Genomic DNA, 19,678 nt, shown 5'->3' on the forward strand with positions numbered 1-19,678 from the left:
CACTGCCGGAGTTCAAGTTTACCGGAGCCAATGATCTGCCGGGGTTGGGCGCACGGGTGCTCAGTCTGACATCGCCTTGATGCAGGCGCCGACGACGCTTGCCAGCTAGCCTTCGCTTGCCTCGGTGGCGGGCGCCAAATCCTGCGTGGCCTGGCGGGAAGCGATATGAACATCGCTGCCGCGACGCTCGAGAAGCGTACCATCGCCTGGCTCGCCTGCCTGCTGCTGTTGATCGGCGGCTGGATCAGCTATCAGGGGCTCGGCCGTTTCGAGGATCCGGAGTTCGTCATCCGCGAGGCGGTCATCGTCACTCCCTATCCGGGCGCACTGCCAACCGAGGTGGCCGAGGAGGTCACCGATGTGATCGAGGGCGCCGCGCAGCAGTTGCAGGAGGTCAAGGAGATCACCTCGGTCTCCAGCATGGGGCTGTCGCGGGTCAAGGTGGAGATCGAACTACCCTTCGCACGCAGCCGCGACCAACTGGAGCAGGTCTGGGACAAGCCGCGGCGCAAGATCGCCGACGCCGCGCGCGAGCTGCCGCCCGGCGCCGGGCCGCCGGTGGTCAACGACGACTTCGGCGACGTCTACGCGCTCTTCTTTGCCGTCACCGGCGACGGCTACTCGCTCGAGCAGATCCGCGACTATGTCGAGATCCTAGAGCGCGAGCTGGTGCTGGTGCCCGGCGTGGCCCGAGTCGCGACCCTGGGCGCGCCGCGCGACGCCATCTATGTCGAGATCGCCGCTGCCCGCGCTGCGCAACTCGGCATCAGCCAGGCTCGGATCGATGCCGCGCTGCGTGAGCATAATGCCGTGTCAGCGGCAGGTGATCTCGAGGTCGGCCCGCAGCGTATCCGCATCGTCCCCAAGGGCGCTGCCGACTCGGTGGCCGCGATCGGCAACATCGTCCTCGGCGCGGGCGGTGGCGATCAACTGATTTTCCTCAAAGATGTGGCCGAGATCCGCCTTGGCCTGGTCGAGCCGCCATCGGTGTTGGTTGGCTACGACGGCCAGCCGGCGATCAGCCTCGGCGTTTCCAATGTCGCCGGCGGCAATGTGGTCGCCATGGGCGATGCGGTGCGCGCGCGGCTCGATGAGCTGGAGTCGCAGCGGCCAGTCGGGATGATGCTCAACATCGTCTCCTACCAATCCGATTCAGTGCGCGAGGCGGTCAACGGCTTCGTCTGGAATTTGATCGCGGCGCTGGTCATCGTCATCGGCGTGCTGGTGCTCTTCATGGGGCTGCGCAGCGGCATCATCGTTGGCATCGTGCTCTTGCTGACCGTGGCCGGCTCCCTGATCGCGATGTACCTGGACGACATCGCCATGCAACGGATCTCGCTCGGCGCGCTGATCATCGCCCTGGGCATGCTGGTCGACAACGCCATCGTCGTCACCGACGGCATCCTGGTGCGACTGCGGCGCGGCGAGGAGCGGCGCACGGCGGCCATCGCGGTGGTTCAGGCGACCCAGTGGCCGCTGCTCGGTGGCACCGCGGTCGGCATCCTCGCCTTCAGCGCGATCGGGCTCTCGCCGACCGACATGGGCGAGTACGCCGGCTCGCTGTTCTGGGTGATCCTCTACTCGATGCTGCTGAGCTGGCTGCTGGCGGTGACCATCACGCCGCTGCTGTGCGTCGAGCTGCTCAAGGTCAAGGCGGCCGACCCGACGCAGGCGCAACGCCAGCCGGTGCTCGATCGCTACCGCGCCCTGCTGCGGACGCTGCTGCGCCATCGGCTCGGCACCGGACTCGCGCTGCTGGCGCTGCTGGCGGCGGGTGTCGTCGGCTTCGGCTTCGTCTCGCCGGGCTTCATGCCGGAGTCTGCACGGCCGCAGTTCGTCGTCGATCTCTACCTGCCGCAGGGCACCGACATCGAGACCACGGCGGCCGAGCTGGCCGAGGTGGAAGAGCGCGTTCGCGCCAAGCCCGGCGTGACCCATGCCACGCGCTTCGTCGGCCAGGGCGGGCTGCGCTTCATGCTCACCTATGCCCCCGAGGAGCCGAACAGCGCCTATGGCCAGCTGCTAGTCGACGTGGACGACTTTCGCCGCATCAACCCGCTGGTCGCCGAGCTGCAAGAGGAGCTGGGCGCGGCGCACCCGGACGCCGCGATCAAGGTCTGGAAGTTCATGCTCGGGCGCGGTGGCGGCAAGAAGATCGAAGCCGCCTTCCGCGGGCCGGACCCGGCGGTGCTGCGCCAGCTCGCCGAGGAGGCCAAGGCGATCATGGCCGCGGACCCGGGCGCGATCGCGGTACAGGACGACTGGCGCGAGAAGGTGGCGGTGCTGCGCCCGGAGATTGATCTAGTGGCCGCTGAGCGCGCCGGAGTCGATGCCAGCCAAATCAGCGCCGCGCTGAATCGCGCCTTCAGCGGCACGCCGGTCGGGGTCTATCGCGAGGGGGACACCCTGGTGCCAATCATCGCCCGCGCGCCGCTGACGGAGCGCGATGAGGCCGCCGCGCTGAACAATGTCCAGGTCCAAAGCCCGACCGCCGGGCGCTACCTGCCGGTCGGCCAGCTGATCAAGGGGACTGATCTGGAATGGGTGGACGCCATCGTGCGCCGGGTTGATCGTTTCCCAACCCTCAAGGCGCAGGCCGATCCCTTACCGGGCGCGCTGTCCGGGCCGCTGCTGGAGCGGCTCAAACCGTCGATCGAGGCCATCGCGCTAGCACCGGGCTACGCGCTGGAATGGCATGGCGAGGACAAGGCCTCGCGCGAGGCCAATGCCGGCCTCGCGCTCTCGGCGCCTTACGGCTTCGCGGCGATGATCCTGGCCGTGGTGGTGATGTTCAACGCGCTGCGCCAGCCGCTGGTGATCTGGCTCACGGTGCCGCTGGCCATCGTCGGCGTGGCCATTGGCCTGCTGCTGTTCCAGGTGCCGTTCGAGTTCATGGCCATCCTCGGCTTCCTGAGCCTGATCGGGATGTTGGTCAAGAACGCCATCGTACTGGTCGACGAGGCCGATGTGGAGCGCCAGGCCGGCGCCCCAGGGCTCGCGCCGGTGCTCAATGCCGCTGCTGGCCGCGCGCGGCCGGTGGTGCTGGGCGCCCTGACCACCATCCTCGGCGTTGCGCCGCTGCTGCTGGACCCCTTCTTCAAGAGCATGGCGGTCACCATCATGTTCGGCCTGGCCTTTGCGACCCTGCTGACTCTGATCGTGGTGCCGCTCTTGTATGCCGTGCTCTTTCGGATGAGCGACCCTGTGCCCGCCTGACAATGCCCCCAGTGATGCCTTGCTGACCATTGTCAAGACAAGCGGTAGGTTGAAATCAGGTCATCTGAAGGTAAGCCGATTGCATTCCCGAGCAATGCTGGCTGGTGTCGTTGCAAAAAAGAGTCGTTGCAAAAAAGAGATTGACATTCGCGAAAACCGGGCTAGACTCTCTCGACATTCTGTGACTGACAGCAGGCTGGAGCACATGCAACTCAATCAATTCTTCATGGCAATCGATGGCTTGGCAACCGGCGCGCCAATTCGCGCGTGCGCTCGGATTTGTTCAAGCCGCGACTTCGAGATCATCACTGTGGGCTGAGCCTGTTCGCGCTTTTTCGCGGAAGGCCCGGCTCCCCGGGCCTTCCGGCGGGTTAACAAGAACCCCGACCGGGAAACCGATCGGGGTTTTTTTTATTCCCGCGGGCTTGGCGCCCGCGGGTGACATCCTCTTCCTGACGGCATCGCGTGATGTAGCGCCTGGGGTTCTGTATGCCCCGGTGGCGGATGCGGGCACTGACGGCCGTGCCGGTGACAGTGTTCTCGCGATCCGTACCCATGGCGCGGTGCTCGGGAAGTGACAATCTAGCTCATGTGGATAGAGCAACTGGCTGCTAACCAGTGGGTAGCGGGTTCGATTCCCGCGATTGTCTCCTTCGGCGACCACAAATCGCCACCAGGGTTGGCTTGAAATCCAATCCGCAACCAAGGGCGGCCCCGTGCCCGGTGATCAGGCGATCACCGCCTTCGGGCGGGCCGGTATGGACGCCGGTTCAGGCAGGGTCGTGACCATCTTGCGCTGTCGGGCAGGACCTCGTCTGGATGCGTCGGAGCTGCGATGGTGTACGCCGGAGTGTGGACATCAGCCCGAGCCTGGGTTTTGGTTATTTTGGACCAGGGCCAAGGTTCGGGTCTCAGACCACAGAGATGTGGTGCCGCAACAGTCTGGCGCACAGGTCGGGCGAGTCCGATGGCCCATGGTCACGACCCGGGGCGAGCTCTTTTCTTCAACCTTCAACCAAACAACGGCAGGCCAACACCATGCCAGATCCTTAAATCACGGCGACGCGCCCAAGATTTCGCTGTGTCAGCGGTCCCGGCCCGTCGCCATTGGATGGCAACAGGAGAGAACAGCATGAAGATTCCAGGAACCAAGCGACAGGTCGTCGCTCAGTATCAGCGCGCCTTGCTGCTGAAGCATGGGCAGCTGCGTCGGGTACTCGGGGCGGGCGTCCATCGTTGGCTGGACCCGGCCGGGGCGCTTGAGTGCGTGCTTTACGATTTGAGCACGCCCGAGTTGGCACATCCTCATGCCGATGTCTTTCGCCACGAGTCCGCCGAGATCTGGAACGCCTGGGTGGATACTGTCGAAACCGGTGCCCGCGAGGCCGGCCTGGTCTATCTCGACGGGCGTTTGAGCCAGGTCATTCCGCCACTCGAGCGCCGCTTCTTCTGGCAGGGGCCAATCGCGGTGCGGGTGGAGCGCGTTGATTTGAGCGCTGATCCGGCCGTGGACGCCGCGCTGGTGCCACAGTTGCTGCCGCGGCGTCGAGTGAGTGGTCAGGCAGCGCTGGCGGCCGGTTTGCGACGGAGTTTACCAGGCACCACGGGCGTCGATCCAAAACCGGACTTTCGCGAGCATCTGCTCGAGGCCGAGGTGGCGGATCACCAGAGCGGGCTCCTGCTGCAGGACGGGCGGCTACTGCGCACCCTGGTGCCTGGGCTGCACGTTTTCTGGAACTTCGCCCGCGATTTGCAGGTGGAGGTAACAGACCTGCGTTTGCAGGAGCTTGAGGTGCAGGGGCAGGAGATCCTGACGCGGGATAAGGTGAGCCTGCGCATCAACCTGAGCGCCCAGTACCGGGTCGCCGATCCGGTGCGGGTGCGCGCGGGACTGCCGAAGTATCGCGACTTTCTGTACCGGGAGTTGCAGTTCGGTCTGCGTCAGGCGGTTGGCGCGCGCACGCTCGACGAACTGCTGGAGCAGAAGGGCGCGACCGAGCAGGGTGTGTTGGCGGCGATTCGCGAGCGCGCCGAGCCACATGGAATCCTGGTCGACGCGCTCGGGATCAAGGACGTGATCTTGCCCGGCGAGATGAAGCAGATCATGAACCAGGTGGTGGAGGCAGAGAAGGCGGCGCAAGCCAACCTGATCCGTCGGCGCGAGGAGACAGCCGCGACTCGCTCCCTGCTGAACACTGCCAAGCTAATGGAGCACAACCCCTTGTTGCTGCGCCTGAAGGAGCTTGAGGCGCTGGAACGGGTGACCGAGCGTGTCGGCAGCCTGACCCTGTTCGGCGGGACCGAGTCCCTGCTGCAGGGACTGGTGCGGATCGAGGCGCCCAAGGTCTGAGGCAGGGAAGGCCGCTCGACTGGCCGCCAGGGAAGGCGGCCTTGTTGGTGATCAGCTTGAGGCCATGCCGCCATAGCCACTGTCGCGCAGCGCCTGCTCGATCTCGCCGAGAATGGCCGGATCATCAATAGTGGCCGGCGCTCGATAAGGGGTGCCGTCCGCCAGGCTCTTCATGGTGCCGCGCAGGATTTTGCCAGAGCGGGTCTTGGGCAGGCGCTCGACGATGATGACGCTCTTGAAGGCGGCCACCGGGCCGATCTGCTCCCGCACCAGGGCGATAAGTTCGGTCTTTAGGGTCTCGGGGGTCGCGTCGATGCCGGCCTTGAGCACCACCAGACCGACGGGCAGCTCGCCCTTGAGCGCATCAGCGGCTCCGATCACGGCGCATTCGGCCACCGCCGGATGATTCGCGAGCACCCCCTCCATGGCGCCAGTCGAAAGCCGGTGGCCGGCGACATTGATGATGTCGTCAATGCGGCTCATGACAAACAGGTAGCCGTCTTCGTCGAAGTAGCCGGCATCGCCGCTGAGGTAATAACCCGGTTGCGCGGACAGATAGGACTGCACGAAACGTTCGTCCCCGCGACCCGATGGGCCCCAAAGGCTTGGCAGGCATCCGGGTGGCATGGGCAGGCGGATCATGATGCGGCCGATGGTGCCGGGCGCGACCGGCTCGCCTTCGTCGTCGAGCACTTGCACATCGAACCCAGGCACCGGCTTGGTGGGTGAGCCGGGCTTGATTGGAAGCTGCTCGAGTCCCAGGCAATTGGCGGCGATGGCCCAACCGGTCTCGGTCTGCCACCAGTGGTCGATGACCGGCACCTTGAGCTTATCCCGTGCCCATTCCAATGTATTGGGATCGCAGCGCTCGCCAGCGAGGAAGAGCGCGCGAAACTTGTCCAGGCTGTAGTGCCCAAGGTGCTTGGCCTCGGGGTCATCACGCTTAATGGCGCGGAACGCCGTGGGCGCGGTGAAGAGCACCGAAACGCCGTGTTCCTCGATCACCCGCCAGAAGGCGCCGGCATCCGGGGTGCCGACCGGCTTGCCCTCGTAGAGCACCGTGGTGCAGCCATGGAGCAGGGGTGCGTAGACGATGTAGGAATGTCCCACCACCCAGCCAACATCGGATGCGGCCCAGAACACCTCGCCTGGCTCCATGCCATAGACATGGCGCATGCTCCAGACCATGGCCACCGCATGGCCGCCATTGTCGCGCACCACGCCCTTGGGGATGCCAGTGGTGCCCGAGGTGTAGAGAATATAGAGCGGGTCGGTCGCGGCGACCGGCACGCACTCAGCCGGGCTGGCGGTGGCGACGGTCTCGGCCCAGTCGAGGTCGCGCTCCGGCAGCAGCTCGGCCGGTCCCTGCTCGCGTTGCAGGATGACGCAGCGCTCTGGCTTGTGGCTGCTCTGGTCGATGGCGGCGTCGAGCAGCGGCTTGTAGGCCACGACGCGGCTGGGCTCGATGCCGCAGGAGCCGGCGAGGATGACCTTGGGCTTGGCGTCATCGATGCGGGTGGCCAGCTCGCGCGCCGAGAAACCGCCGAAAACCACCGAGTGCACCGCGCCGATGCGCGCGCAGGCGAGCATGCCGACGAGGGTCTCGGGGATCATGGGCATGTAGAGGATGACCCGGTCGCCCTGGGTGACGCCCAGATCGCGCAGCATGCCGGCGCAGCGCGCGACCTGGTCTTGCAACTCGGCATAGCTGATGCGCGCCTTGGTGCCAGTGACGGGGCTGTCATGAATGATCGCGGCCTGCTCGCCACGCCCGGCCGCGACATGGCGGTCGACCGCGTTATGGCAGGTGTTGAGTTGGCCGCCGCTGAACCAGCGATAGAATGGCGGGTTGCTGTCATCAAGCACCCGCTCCCAGGGCTGGTTCCAGTCGATCGCCTCAGCCGCCTGGCCCCAGAAAACCGCTGGCTGCGTGCGGGCCAGATCATAGCTGTCTTGATAATTCACCGCGCCTGCCTCCCCTTGTTCTTGTTGCTTGCCAGAGAAGGCTACCAGACTGGCCGCGTCTGGCCAATGGAATCCGCCATGCCCAACGCGGAGAGGCTTGAGTCTCTGTTAGAGCATGGCGGCTAGGGTGCCGTCTGCAGCGGCGATGGCAGTGAGGAGACCTCGACAAAGGCACGCATTCCGCCATGCGAGACGATTGCAATTGATTTGAGTCCGCTGTTTGGCGAGCGACACTGAAAGGACATCGAATCAAGCGCGGTTGTCACCCTTTTCGCCATCGCTAAATGCCGGCGCCAGCCGCTCCTCAAGCAGATCGGTCAGGGCGCGGTAGTCGGCGCGGCCGCGGCTGCGCGGGGCGTGGTTGCGCACCGGTTGGCCGGCGGCGAAGGCCTCGGCGAGTTTAATGTCGTTACGGATGCCATTGAAGATGCGCTCGGGGCCGAATTGGCTGCCGAGTTGTTCTAGCACGCGTTTGTGTTGGCCGATGCGGCGGTCGAGCATGATGGGCAGCAGGCCGAGCAGGCGCAGTTCGGCGTTGGTGCTCATGGCGACGCGAAAGAAGACTCGGGCGAGTGCCCGCGCGCCCTCGGCGGCGAGTGGATGGGGCAGGAAAGGGATCATGGCCCAGTTGGCGGCGGTGAGCGCATTGAGCAACAGGCGATCGAGCGAGGGCGGGCAATCGATTAGGATGCGGTCGTAGCGCGCTTGCAAATCGGGCGCGGCCAGGGCGTTGCGCAGGATATCGTCCTCGTGTGGGGTGCGATCGTGCTCGAATTCAGTATCCGCCGGGGCCAGATCAAGCCTTTTGTAGGGAGTGGTGACGATGGCCGCGCGCAGGGCCTCCGCCGAGCGCTCGAGGAAAAAGCCATGCACGCTGGGCTGGCTGTCGTCGCGTTGTACGCCAAGGCCGATGGCGCAGTGGCCCTGGGTATCGAGGTCGATCAGCAGCACCCGGTGGTCGCGCGCGGCGAATTCCGCCGCCAGGTTAATGGCGGTGGTGGTCTTGCCGGAGCCGCCCTTGCGGTTGGTGACGACGATGATCTCGGGCATGGCGTGCGGCCTGTGGCGGTCGTGAACGGTGTTCCGCTCAGGCAAGCGCGGCGGTGATGGCCTCGCGCAGCTGTTCGCGGGTGAAGGGCTTGGGCAGGGTGACCTTCACCCCCATCAGGCGCGCGGATTCGAGATTGAAGTCCTGGCTGATGGCGCGGCGTCCGCCCGAGACGGCGATGATGGGCACCGAGCTGTCACGCTGGGATAGCTCGGTGATCAGCTCGATGCCGTCTTTTTCCGGCATCAGAATATCTGTGATGATCAGCTCCGGCGCCTGGCGCTCAATCTCGATCAGGGCCTTGGCGCCGTTACTGGCCGTGCGCACCTGATGCCCGTCGCGACGCAGCATCTCTTCCATCATGGCGCGAAAAATGTCGTCGTCTTCGACGACCAGCACGTGGCTCATGGTGTTGTCTCCGCGTGAGATCCGGATGCCTCCGGTGGTAGTTGTGGCAGTTCAATGATGAAGCGGGAGCCCTGACCGGGCGTGCTCTGTAGATCGATGCGGCCACCGAGTTTTCCAACCAGTCCGTGCACCACCGAGAGGCCCAGGCCGCTGCCCTTGCCGGGTTCCTTGGTGGTGAAGAAGGGATCGAAAACGCGCTCGCGCAGTTCGGCGCTCATGCCCTCGCCGTCGTCGCTGACGCTGAGATGCAGGGGCGGCGCCGTGGCCTGATGGCTGGCGTGGTGCGCGGGGGCCAGTTCGAGGCCGATGCGGATGCTGCCGTGCTCGTTGCTCATGGCGTCAGCGGCGTTAATGCACAAATTCATCACGATTTGCTGCAACTGGCTGGCTTCGGCCAGCACCCATGCGTGCTCAAGAGGGCTCTCGTAGCTGAGCGCGATGCCTGGTGGCAGCGAGGCTTGCAGCAGTTTCAGGGTGTCTTGGATCAGGGCCACCAGTTCGACCGGCTCGGGATGGTCGGACATTTCGCGCGCGAAGGTCAACATGCGAGAGATGAGATCGCGGGCGCGGAAGCTGGCCTGTTGCACTAGCTCCAGATAGCGCTGGCCGCTGCTGTCGGCGGGCAGATCATCGCCGATCAGGTCGCTGAAGCCGATGATGCTGCCGAGCAGGTTGTTGAAATCATGCGCGATGCCGGCGGCCAGGGTGCCGATGGCCTCGAGCCGTCGGGATTGCTCCAGGCGCGCGTTGACCGCCGCCTGAGCGCGTTGCTCCAGTTGCTGGCGGAAGGCCAGGCTGTAGGCCATGGAGACCTCGATCAGCGGCATGGTGACACGCCCGGCGACCTCGGCCAGGGTCAGCTCGGGGTGCTCGCGCGCGAGCAGGCTGAGCGCCTCGTGGTGCATTTCGCCGATTTCCTCCAGCGGCACGTCGCGCGCCATCAGGTCGCGGCCGAGGTTGGCGGCGGCGGCCAGGGCGTCTTCGGTGCTCTGGGCATCGCGCGCGAAGACGGCGCGATGCAGCAGGGCGGCGTAGCGGCGCGCCAGGCTTTGCTGGTCGGATTCAGTTCCCTGGAGGTGGTCCGTAGGGGCGGCCGTGTTACCCATGAGCATGGTGGCGGCTGTGTTAACGGAATCAGACATGACGGTAAAGCAGCAGACTGGCGTCGTCGCGGTCGCTGGCCCAGCGCGCGAGCAGTCGGCTGGCGAGGCTGTTCTCGGGAACGTGATTGGGGTCAGGCTCTAGGTCTGCCTCGGCAAGCGCGGTGGCGAGATCGGCATTTTCGGCGATGCCGTCGGAGTAGAGCACCAGCCAGTCGCCGGGGGCGAGCACGAAGCGCTCCGGGCGCAGGGCGCGAAAGCCGGCGCCGACGATGCCGCGCGCACCGCCAAGACGCCGCACTTTATCTTGATGAATCAGCAGGGTGCGCACATTGCCGACGCTCGCGTGCAGTACCTGCCCAGCATCCGGCCGCACATCGACCACCGCCAGCGCCACGCCGCGGGTACCGATCAATGCTTGATCGCAACGCGCGAACAGCTCGGCCAGTTCCAGCCCAGGGCTAGCCTGGCGCAGTTCATCCAGCGCGGTAACGGCGGCGCGCTGGGCCTCGGGACCATGGCCCAGGCCATCGGCCACTGCCAGGCGCAGCCCGGTGTCGATCAGCCAGGCGTCGAGTTGGTCACCGCAGGCCGACTCGCCTGGGAGCGGACGCAGGGCGCTGCTCAGATTGGTGCCCAGGGTGCGGGTTTGGGCGCCCGTACCGAGTTCGGTACCCGCACCGGCATTGACGCTGACACCAGCATCGACAGCGGCGTCCAGGTGGGCGCGATCAGCTTCCGATTGTGACCTTGTGATCAGCGCCATTTGATCACCCGCACACAGGTGCCGCGTCCAGGCCGCGAGGCGATGCGAAAGCCGTCCATCAGGCGGCGCGCGCCGGACAGACCGCAGCCAAGGCCGCCGGCGGTGCTATGGCCTTCGCGCAGGGCGGCCGCGAGATCGGTGATGCCGGGGCCCTGGTCGAGGGCGCAGACTTCCAGTCCCAGGCGCGCGCCCGTTGTGCTTGGGGCGAGTGCCGTGGCCAAGCGCAGGCGCCCGCCGCCGGCATGCAGCAGCAGATTGGAGGCCAGCTCGGAGGTGGCGGTGGCGATTTCATAGGCGGCGGCGCGGCTGAAATCCAACCGCTCGGCGGCGGTGCGCGCGGCTCGACAGGCGGCGGCGACATCGGCCTCGGCATCCACCACCAACCAGGTCGGCGTGAAAGGCGCTACTGCCTTGGGTGGCTCCGTCACGAAAGACCGGAGCGCGAGCAAGCCTGTTGGCGGGCGCGACTGGGGAGGGCGCGCCTGGGGCGGGCGCGAGTCGGCCAAAAGGGCCGTGTGCGCGGTGGGCGGATTATCGGGGTTTGGCCAGCGCAATGGTGACTCGTGTCCGTCCGGGTTCGGATTCGATGTGGAAGTCATCCACCAGTCGCCGGGTGCCGGGCAGACCGGCGCCCAGGCCGCCGCTGGTGCTATAGCCGTCGCTCAGCGCCAGTTGCAGATCGGGGATGCCAGGGCCCTGGTCCTCCACCAGCACGCGCGCGCGGCGCTGGGCCGCATCCGAGGCATCCTCGATGACGCAGGTGCCGGAGCCAGCGTATTGGATGACATTGCGCGTCAGCTCGGAGACGGCGGTGGCCAGGCGGGTCTGATCCGCCTTGCCCAGACCCAGGGCCTCGCATAGCTCGCGCGCGACACGGCGGGCGGTGACGATGTCGCTGGCATCGGCGATGGCGACGCTGCGCGCGGGCAGCGGCTCAGACATCTTCGTCCTCGGTAAAACGCACGTCGCCGCGTTTGGCGATGCGCTGGCGCAGCAGCGCCAGGCCCTCGCCGAGGTTGAAAGTGCAGTCGGCGCCGAGCAGGTCGCGGCCCATCTCGACAAGCGTCAGGGCGACGAAGGGCTGCACGCCGCAGATGACCACCTCGGCGCCGAGCAAGCGCACCATGCTGGCGGTGTCGTTGATTACCCGTGCCATGTAGGAGTCGACCACATCGAGCGCAGTGATGTCGATGGCTACGCCGAGTGCCTCGACCTCGGCCACCCGGGTGACCAGGTCGGACTGGAACTCCATGGCGTCGTTGTCGCTCAGGTCCGCCTGGATGGAAACCAGCAGGACGCGGTCGAGGCGCAGAATGGGGATTTTCATGACGCCTGCCCGCCCCTTGGAGGCATCGCTGGCGGCAGGGTTGTCGGCAAGACCGGCGGACCCATGGGCACCGCGGTCGTGCCAGCGCCGCTGAGCGGAGCGATGCGCCGTCCGACCATCAGCAGCGCCTCGGCGATGCCGGCGCGCAGGGTGGCGCGACTGATGACGTCATTGAAGCGAATGCCGAGCTTGGTCAGGGTCTGCGCCCCTTCCGGGCTGATGCCAGTCATCACGATGCGGGTGCCGAGCAGGCGCGCGGCGTCAATGGTTTTCATCAGATGCTGGGCCACGCTGGTGTCGAGCACTGGTACGCCGCTGAGGTCGAGGATGGTCACCCGCGCCTCGTACTGCACGATGGCTTCGAGCAGGCTCTCAGTGATCTGGCTGGCACGCTGAGTATCCACCACGCCAATCAAGGGCAGCAGCAGCACCTGGTGCCACAGGCGCAGCACTGGAGTGGACAACTCCATCAGCGAGGCGCTTTGGGCGTTGATCAGGCGTTCGCGCACGGCGGCAAAAGTCTCGAAGGTGAGTAGCGTCAGGGCATCGAAGACACGCTCGAAGCGCGCCAACGCGGTGCTCAATTCCGCCGGCGCCCGGGCGCCAATCTCGCGCAACAGCAGTTGCTTGAGGCCAAGCAGGGCCACGATGGGCTCGGTCGGGCTGCCACCGGTGCGCGCCGGCGCGGCCACCCAGGCGCGCAGCGCTTCGGTGAGCGCGGCGGGTGCCTCGGCCAGCGCGAAGGGCGGCTCGTGATCCTTGAGTTCCTTCATGATGGCCAGGTACAGGGGCGCGAGCAGTTCGCGTGTGTCGAGGCCGGTGGAACGAGTCGTGGCCGGGAGACCCTGCCGCCACTCATCGAGCAGCGCGGTGTCTTGCAATTGGTCGAAGAGGCTGGTCATGGGGCAAGCAAATAGGAGTTGGGAGTTAGGTTAAAACAGCTCGATCCGCGGTCCGCCGCCGCTTGGTTCGCCGCTGGCGCCGGCGGCCGGGCTGGCGGGGGCGTGCTGGGCTTCGCTTTCGAGGTATTCAACATGCAGTTCCATCAGACGTTCGGGCAGTTCGAGCAGGGCGGCCTGGGTGTTGCCGGTATGCACCAGCAGTTCGTTGCGTTTGTCAAGCATTTTGCGCACCCGGTCGAGGCGCTGGCCGACCACGTCCTGGAATTGCAGCACGCCGAGCATGTCTGCGATTTGCTCCGCTAGCCGTGTGTTGTGCTGGGTGACGACCGAGAACAAGGTCTTGTAGAACTGACGCATGTCCTCGTAATTGTTCTTCAGATGATTGACTGAGTCCACCACCTGGGTGGCTTGATCGAGTTGCTGGCTGGAATCATCGAGAAAGTTCAGTTGCAGGCTGCGCTCGACGCCGGCCAGTGCCCGGTTCAGGCCTTCCTCGATGGTGTCGGCGGCCGTGGTGGCACGCGCCGCCAGGGCGCGGATTTCCCCAGCGACCACGGCGAAGCCGCGCCCAGCGGCGCCGGCGCGGGCGGCCTCGATGGCGGCATTGAGCGCGATCAGGTTGGTTTGCTTGCTGATGTCCTTGATGGAGCCGGCCAGTCCCTCGAGTTGCTGGATGTCTCCGACAATTTCGTGAATGGCTGCCATGTCGTGGCGGATCTTGGCCGGCAGTTCCTGTACGAAGCGCGCGATCTCGGTGATGTCCTCCACTCCGTGGCTGATGTCGTCCTCCATGGAGTGGGCGTCGAGGTTGGAAGTTCTGAGGTAATTCAGCAGAGTACTGGCGGCTTCATTAAGATTGGCGGCACGATCCACCACGTCGAGCGCGGCGGTTTCGCTGTTGGTGACGGCCGCGGTGAGTTGTTCATCGACGGCACGGTCCATGGCGGCGGCCTGTAATAGACTCGCCGCACTGGCCTGATGAAATTGCTCGGTGTCCCGCAGAGCGGCGTCAAAGCCATCGAGCGCCTGTTTCATTGCGCCGGCGGTGCGGAAGTTCAGGCGAAAAAAGGCAAAGCCCGCGGTGAGGTTGATAGCGACCAGCAAGCTAACCACCAGCAGGCTTTGCAGCAGCCCGCGATCCAGACCCCAGCCGCTGGCAAGCGTGCCCAGCCAGTCGTGGGTGAGATAGACCAGCAGGCCGAGCAGTATCACCTCGACCAGGGTCATGGAGACGAGAATCTGGCGCAGCGCGCGGGTTTGGGACCGGGTGGCCTCGAGCAGCGACTGGCGGGGTTTGACGAACCGCATCGACGCTCTGTGCCTCAGGCGCCAGGCAGCACTTGCTTAATGACTTTAATCAGGTCGGTGCCGCCGACCGGCTTGACCAGCCAACCGGTGGCGCCGAGCTTTTTCGCCTCGTCGCGCTTACCCTGCTGGCTCTCGGTGGTAAGCGCCAGAATGGGGGTGAAACGAAAACCGGGCAGGGCGCGGGCGTTGCGGATAAAGTCCATGCCGCCCATCTTTGGCATGTTGATGTCGGTGATGATCAGATCGGGTTTGGGGCCGCTTTTGAGTTTATCGAGCGCCTGTTGGCCATCGCTCGCTGTCTCTACCTTGAAGCCGCCCATTTCTAGGCTAGCTTTCAGGCTCATAACCATGGTGGCCGAGTCGTCAACAACGAGAATTGTTTTTGCCATGATTTGATGCTTCCTCTGTCAGGGTCGCGGTCAGCCAGTCGGCCAGCGGTTGACTTTCTGGCCAGGCGGCGATCTTGGGCCGCGCCGCCATCAGAACTTGCAGACTGGCGGCATGCACATGATCGCAGGCGGAGAGGTCGATACGCCCGCGCGGGTGCTTGAGCAGCCACTCGAGCAGCAGCTCGGCGTCCTCGACGCTGAGTTGCTCGCCCGCGCTCAGCTGATTGTCTTGGGTGGTGAAGGCCATTAAAGCAGCTCCGTCGGGTTCAAGACCAGCAGCACCGAGCCATCCCCGAGCAGCGCCGTGCCGGCATACCCGGGTAGGGTACCAAGAAATCCCTCGAGTGGCTTGAGGATAATATCCACGGTCTCCCGGCAGTCGTCGACGATGATGCCGAGTTCGTCCTGTTCGATGCGGGCGATGAGCACGGCAAGGGCGTCATCTTCGTTGGCCACGGGCGGAACATCAAGTCCGAGCAGGCTGTTAAGCTCCAGCAGCGGGATGACGCGTCCGCGCAGGACGGTGGTCTGGCGATGTTTGATGAGATGAATGTCCCGCCGCGCTACCCGCACCGTCTCGGCGACGGCTTCCATGGGCACGCCGAAACGCTGCCTGGCGGATTCGATGATCATGACATTGGTCACCGCCATGGACAGCGGCAGGGACAGGCGCAATTCGGTGCCCTTGCCGACCTGGCTGCGCAGATCGATGCTGCCTTTCACGCGCAGGATGGCGCTGCGCACAACGTCCATGCCGACGCCGCGCCCGGACAGGTCGCTGATCTTGGCGGCGGTGGACAGGCCGGGGGCAAAGATGAGATTGAGCGCTTCTTGTTCGTTCAGGCGCTCGGCGGTGGCCTCGTCGATCAGGCCTTTTTCATAGGCCTTGCGGCGGATGGCCTCGGCGTCGATGCCGCGCCCATCGTCGCGAATGGTGATCAAGACCCGGTCCGACAGCGGTTGGGCGCTGATCTCGAGTTTGCCGCCGCGCGGCTTGCCGGCGGCCTCGCGTTCCTCGGGCAATTCCAGGCCATGGTCCAGGCTGTTGCGCAGAATATGAATCATCGGCTCGGCCAGCGCCTCGATGATGTTCTTGTCGGCCTCGGTTGACTCGCCCTGCATCACCAATTCGACCTCCTTGCCGAGCTTGTGGGCGATGTCGCGCACCAGGCGCGGGAAGCGCTGGAAGATGAAGGACACCGGCAGCAGGCGCACCTGCATCATGGCGTCCTGCATTTCCTCGGCGATGCGATTGATGACGCTGTACTGGGTCTTGATCTCGCGCGAGAGTTCGCGCACCCGGTAGTGCTCCTCGGCGCGACCGGCGAGATAGGGCAGCGCGTTCTTGGCCACCACCATCTCGCCCACCAGGCCCATCAGGCGATCGATCTTGACTTGATCGACCTTGAGGGTGCGCGGCGTGCCGGCTTGGTCCTCGGCGCGGCGGCCGAAGCGGACGGGTTCGTCGCTTGGGGTAGCGCCGGTGGCGGGGACAGGAGCAGCAGGTTGGCGGACGGATGGTGCCGCGGCATCCGCTGCCGATCCTGCTGGGGATTCCGCTGGTAATTCGGGCGGGCTATCTATTGTGGGCAGCGCGAAGTCATGATGCGTCAGCCAATCGCGCAGCGGGGCTGAGTCGGCCTGTGCTTCGGCTTGGGCGGTGGCCTGCGCGAGTGCCTCCAGGGCCGACTCGGCACCGAGCGCGCGGCACAGGCCGTTCAGGCTGGCAGCGACGGCGCGTAGGCGCCCTTGGAACCAGTCCGGTCGCTCTTCCAGGGCAAGGATCTGGCGCTGAGCTGCCAGCGCTTGCTCCAGCGAATGGCGCCATTCCGGCGGCAGGCTGGCGATGGTCTCGGGCCCGGCGGCAGTGCGAGCGGCGCTGGGCGCCAGGCGGGCGTCATGGACCGGAGTGCCCAGGCAGTGGTGTTCGATGGCGCCGAGCAGGTCGCGCAGGCGTTCGCGGTTGTCGGGCTCCAGCTCTAGCACCAGCAGCAGCCAGCGCAGACCGGAAGCGATGCACAAATCGGGCGCCGAGAGTTCGAGCAAGGCGCGCGCGGCGCGTTGCAGGGCATCGGTCTGCCGGGCGTCGACCTGGGTCAGGGCGGCGCGAATGAAATTGGCCGTCATGGGGCCGTCATCGAGGCGGCCCTGGGGAAGTGGCAGTTGCTCGGGCTGGATGGCCAGGATGCGCACCTGCTCCGGCACATAACGGAAGTGCTCGGCCAGTTCATCGGCGCTGCTCTCCAGCACCAGTTCGAAGCGCAGTACGCAGTGGTAGGCGTCGAGCTCGGCCAGGGCTGGCCAGGGCTCGCGCGCACTGATCCGGCGCCAGAGGGGCTCGGGCAGTTGGCTGATCTGGAAGAAGGGATCCTCACCCTTGAAGAAGGATTCGGCCTCGGGCTCGTAGACCAGGACATGGCAGGAGGCGCCGACAAGGATGCGGCGGTAGAGCGCCATGCGCGCGACTTCGGGTAGGGCGGCCAGGGTGGATTGGTCGGGGAGTGTCTCTGGTATTGGCGCGTCCTGGCCGGCTGCAGCCGGCGCATCTGGGCCGGCTGAATCCGGCCTACCGGCAGGCGGCGTGGACTGGAGATGGGCGCGCAGGGCGGCGGCCAGTTGGGTGGCGGGTTCGGCCTGCCAGCCGGGATCGGGGAGGCTGGCGCTGTCGCCATCGCCGATTTCATCGAACATGGCGGCGACAAAGTCCATCGCCTCCAGTAGTTGATCGGCCAGGGCGGCGCTGAAGGGCTGTTTGCCATCGCGCACGGCGTCGAGCAGATCCTCGCCGGCGTGCAGCACCCGGGTCATCTGTGGCAGCTCGAACAGGCCGCTGTTGCCTTTGAGGGTGTGCACAAAGCGGAAGAGCTCGTCCATCACGCCGGGATCATCGGGCGCGCGCTCAAGGTGCAGCAGTTTCTCGCTGATGCCTTCGAGCAGCTCGCGGCCTTCGCTTTGGAATTGGTCGAGTAGCGGATTCATGACGCGGGCCCCTCACCAAGCAGCAGACGGACATGGGCAAGCAGTTGATCGGGCCGCGCCGGCTTGACTAGGTAAAGATTGGCGCCGCTCTCGAAACCGCGACGCTGGTCGCTCTCCTCGGCTTCGGTGGAGATCATGATGGCCGGAGCCTGGGGGATGTCGCGCCCGCGCAGTTCGCGCAGAAAACCGTAGCCGTCGAGCTTGGGCATGTTGATGTCGACCAGGTAAAGGTCGAAAGGCCCCTCGGCGACGCGCTCCAGGGCCTCGAGCCCATTGATGGCCTCGCTGACCTCGAACCCGGCCGCCTCGAGAATCTCGCGGTGGTAGAGCCGCACGGTGGCGGCGTCGTCGATGACTAGGATGCGTTTCATCGTGCCCCCCAGGGTTTCTGATACACAATGGCTTCGGGGAACTTGCGCACCCGAAACAGGGAGGAAATGCGGCTCATGGATTCCGAATGCCCCAGGCAGATGAAGCCGCCGGGATTGAGCGCGTCATAAAAGGATTCGGCGGTCTGTTTGCGCGACAGGTCGTCAAAGTAAATCAGCAGGTTGCGACAGAAGATGACATCAAAATCGCGATGCAGACGCATGTCGGCGGGATCCGTGACATTGGCGCGGGTGAATTCCACCACCTCGCGCAGGCTGTCGACGATCTGATAGTGGTCACCCCGGCGGCGGAAGTATTTGGCCAGCAGGTTGGCCGGCAGATGCTGCACCGAGCGCGCGGAGAAATGGCCCTCGCGGGCGGCGGTGAGAATGCTGGTGTCGATGTCCGAGGAGAGGATTTCGATATCGACCTGGTCGATTTGTGGCCAATGTTCCAGCAGATAGATGGCGATGCCATAGGGCTCCTCGCCCGAGGAGGATGGCACCGACCAAATCCTGATCGGGCGCTTGCTGTCGCCGCGGCGGGCGACGATTTCGGCCAGCATGGAGTTGACCAGGCAGGTGAACTGATACTCCTCGCGAAAGAAGTAGGTCTCGTTCACCGTCATGGCGTTGATCAGGGTTTGCAGCTCGGTGCCCGCGGCCTGAAAGCGCACCATGGTGAAGTAGGCGCGAAAGCTATCGCTCTGCGTGGCTTCCATGCGCTCGAGCAGGCGTTTGTCGACGAAATAGCGCTTGCTGTCCTCGAACAGGATGCCGGTCTTGCGATAGAAGAATTCGCGAAACTTGCGGAAGTCTTCGTCGCTGATGGCGAGGGGCAGGCTCACGGGGTTGGCACTCATGTGACCTCAGTCCGCGCGCACGCGCTTGAGCGCGAGATCGGCGGCGAATTGAATGTAGGGCTCGTCGCCGAAGCGGTCCTTGAGCGCGTGCAGGGCGGGAACAGCCTTCTCCGAGCCGACCTCGCCGAGCAGATCGACGGCGGTGGCGCAGACGTTGACATGGGCGTCCTCGGCGATGACCCGGATCAACCACTCCTCGACCTGGGGGTGGCGCAGGGACTCAAGGACATTGACGGCGAAGATGCGCACGTCCGGGTCCGGGTCCACCAGCAGCCGGCCCATCCAGGGCGCGACTTCGTCGGGCAGTTGCTTCATCGCCTCGATGGCGGCATTGCGCAACATGGTGTTGTCGCTGCGCAGGCAATCGGTCAGGCCGGCCACCGCGCGCTCATCGCCGATGCGGGTGAGGCTGGTGAGTATCACCTCGATCACGCTGGGTTCGCTTTCAACCGCCAGTCGGTCCACCAGGCCGCTGGATGCCTCCGGCAGCCCGGCCAGATCGCGCGCTGCCCAACGCCGGGCGAGCGGGTCCGGATCAGCCAATGCCGTCAGCAACCCTGGCAGATCGCGCGGGCGCTGCCGCTCATCAGCGCTGGCGGCGGCGTTGGAGGTGGTTTTTTTCAGGGCCATAGGGGCGTCCCCAGTTGAATATTATTCGCGTCAATCCATCAAAAGAATGAGAACTTTGG

18 protein-coding genes and 1 tRNA gene are annotated in these 19,678 nt (G+C 65.4%); 3 read left to right on the forward strand and 16 right to left on the reverse strand.

From position 1 onward, the window contains the following. The first annotated feature begins 165 nt into the window (after nt 1-165). From Thiowin_RS04085 to Thiowin_RS04095, 3 genes are all read left to right on the forward strand, one after another. Nucleotides 166-3,216 carry an efflux RND transporter permease subunit gene (locus Thiowin_RS04085; RefSeq protein WP_328986459.1) on the forward strand — a complete coding sequence of 1,017 codons (3,051 nt, stop codon included), beginning with the start codon at nt 166-168 and terminating at the stop codon, nt 3,214-3,216. A 576-nt stretch (nt 3,217-3,792) separates the two neighbouring features. Then, nucleotides 3,793-3,866, forward strand: a tRNA-Ser gene (locus tag Thiowin_RS04090). Between the two features lie 482 nt (nt 3,867-4,348). After that, nucleotides 4,349-5,566, forward strand: a complete 1,218-nt coding sequence (locus Thiowin_RS04095; RefSeq protein WP_328986460.1) for a slipin family protein — start codon at nt 4,349-4,351, stop codon at nt 5,564-5,566. Nucleotides 5,567-5,617: 51 nt separating this feature from the next. Here the strand turns inward: Thiowin_RS04095 and Thiowin_RS04100 are convergent, their stop codons facing one another. From Thiowin_RS04100 to Thiowin_RS04175, 16 genes are all read right to left on the reverse strand, one after another. After that, a complete protein-coding gene (locus tag Thiowin_RS04100; protein WP_328986461.1) occupies nt 5,618-7,531 on the reverse strand; it encodes a propionyl-CoA synthetase in 1,914 nt (637 codons plus the stop codon). A gap of 249 nt (nt 7,532-7,780) precedes the next feature. Next, nucleotides 7,781-8,581, reverse strand: a complete 801-nt coding sequence (locus Thiowin_RS04105) for a ParA family protein (RefSeq protein ID WP_328986462.1) — start codon at nt 8,579-8,581, stop codon at nt 7,781-7,783. A 37-nt stretch (nt 8,582-8,618) separates the two neighbouring features. Continuing rightward, nucleotides 8,619-8,987, reverse strand: coding sequence for a response regulator (locus Thiowin_RS04110; protein WP_328986463.1), 369 nt, complete (start codon nt 8,985-8,987; stop codon nt 8,619-8,621). Beyond that, nucleotides 8,984-10,129: a sensor histidine kinase gene (locus Thiowin_RS04115; RefSeq protein WP_328986464.1), complete on the reverse strand. Its 1,146-nt coding sequence runs from the start codon at nt 10,127-10,129 to the stop codon at nt 8,984-8,986. The genes Thiowin_RS04110 and Thiowin_RS04115 overlap by 4 nt, the downstream gene beginning before the upstream one ends. Continuing rightward, nucleotides 10,122-10,853 (reverse strand): SpoIIE family protein phosphatase, encoded by a 732-nt coding sequence (locus tag Thiowin_RS04120; RefSeq protein ID WP_328986465.1) that lies wholly within the window; start codon nt 10,851-10,853, stop codon nt 10,122-10,124. Before Thiowin_RS04120 ends, Thiowin_RS04115 begins: the two co-directional genes overlap by 8 nt. After that, entirely contained in the window at nt 10,844-11,281 is a 438-nt protein-coding gene (locus Thiowin_RS04125) for an ATP-binding protein (RefSeq protein WP_328986467.1), read from the reverse strand. Before Thiowin_RS04125 ends, Thiowin_RS04120 begins: the two co-directional genes overlap by 10 nt. A gap of 103 nt (nt 11,282-11,384) precedes the next feature. Further along, complete coding sequence (locus Thiowin_RS04130) at nt 11,385-11,795, reverse strand: anti-sigma regulatory factor (protein ID WP_328986468.1); 411 nt, start codon at nt 11,793-11,795, stop codon at nt 11,385-11,387. Continuing rightward, on the reverse strand, nt 11,788-12,180 hold the full coding sequence (locus Thiowin_RS04135; protein ID WP_328986469.1) for an STAS domain-containing protein: 393 nt from the start codon (nt 12,178-12,180) through the stop codon (nt 11,788-11,790). The genes Thiowin_RS04130 and Thiowin_RS04135 overlap by 8 nt, the downstream gene beginning before the upstream one ends. Continuing rightward, the gene (locus Thiowin_RS04140) at nt 12,177-13,082 is read right to left on the reverse strand and encodes an STAS domain-containing protein (RefSeq protein WP_328986470.1); all 906 of its coding nucleotides are present in this window, start codon (nt 13,080-13,082) and stop codon (nt 12,177-12,179) included. Before Thiowin_RS04140 ends, Thiowin_RS04135 begins: the two co-directional genes overlap by 4 nt. Before the next feature lie 30 nt (nt 13,083-13,112). Continuing rightward, a complete protein-coding gene (locus Thiowin_RS04145) occupies nt 13,113-14,390 on the reverse strand; it encodes a methyl-accepting chemotaxis protein (RefSeq protein WP_328986471.1) in 1,278 nt (425 codons plus the stop codon). Nucleotides 14,391-14,404: 14 nt separating this feature from the next. Next, nucleotides 14,405-14,779, reverse strand: a complete 375-nt coding sequence (locus Thiowin_RS04150) for a response regulator (protein ID WP_328986472.1) — start codon at nt 14,777-14,779, stop codon at nt 14,405-14,407. Continuing rightward, nucleotides 14,754-15,026, reverse strand: a complete 273-nt coding sequence (locus tag Thiowin_RS04155; protein ID WP_328986473.1) for a hypothetical protein — start codon at nt 15,024-15,026, stop codon at nt 14,754-14,756. Before Thiowin_RS04155 ends, Thiowin_RS04150 begins: the two co-directional genes overlap by 26 nt. After that, a complete protein-coding gene (locus tag Thiowin_RS04160; protein WP_328986474.1) occupies nt 15,026-17,758 on the reverse strand; it encodes a chemotaxis protein CheA in 2,733 nt (910 codons plus the stop codon). Before Thiowin_RS04160 ends, Thiowin_RS04155 begins: the two co-directional genes overlap by 1 nt. Further along, nucleotides 17,755-18,129, reverse strand: a complete 375-nt coding sequence (locus Thiowin_RS04165) for a response regulator (protein ID WP_328986475.1) — start codon at nt 18,127-18,129, stop codon at nt 17,755-17,757. Before Thiowin_RS04165 ends, Thiowin_RS04160 begins: the two co-directional genes overlap by 4 nt. Next, nucleotides 18,126-18,989, reverse strand: coding sequence for a CheR family methyltransferase (locus Thiowin_RS04170; protein ID WP_328986476.1), 864 nt, complete (start codon nt 18,987-18,989; stop codon nt 18,126-18,128). The genes Thiowin_RS04165 and Thiowin_RS04170 overlap by 4 nt, the downstream gene beginning before the upstream one ends. 6 nt (nt 18,990-18,995) lie before the next feature. Further along, nucleotides 18,996-19,619: a HEAT repeat domain-containing protein gene (locus tag Thiowin_RS04175; RefSeq protein WP_328986477.1), complete on the reverse strand. Its 624-nt coding sequence runs from the start codon at nt 19,617-19,619 to the stop codon at nt 18,996-18,998. Between the last annotated feature and the right edge of the window lie 59 nt (nt 19,620-19,678).

The organism is Thiorhodovibrio winogradskyi, from assembly GCF_036208045.1.
In the GTDB taxonomy this organism is placed as follows: domain Bacteria; phylum Pseudomonadota; class Gammaproteobacteria; order Chromatiales; family Chromatiaceae; genus Thiorhodovibrio; species Thiorhodovibrio winogradskyi.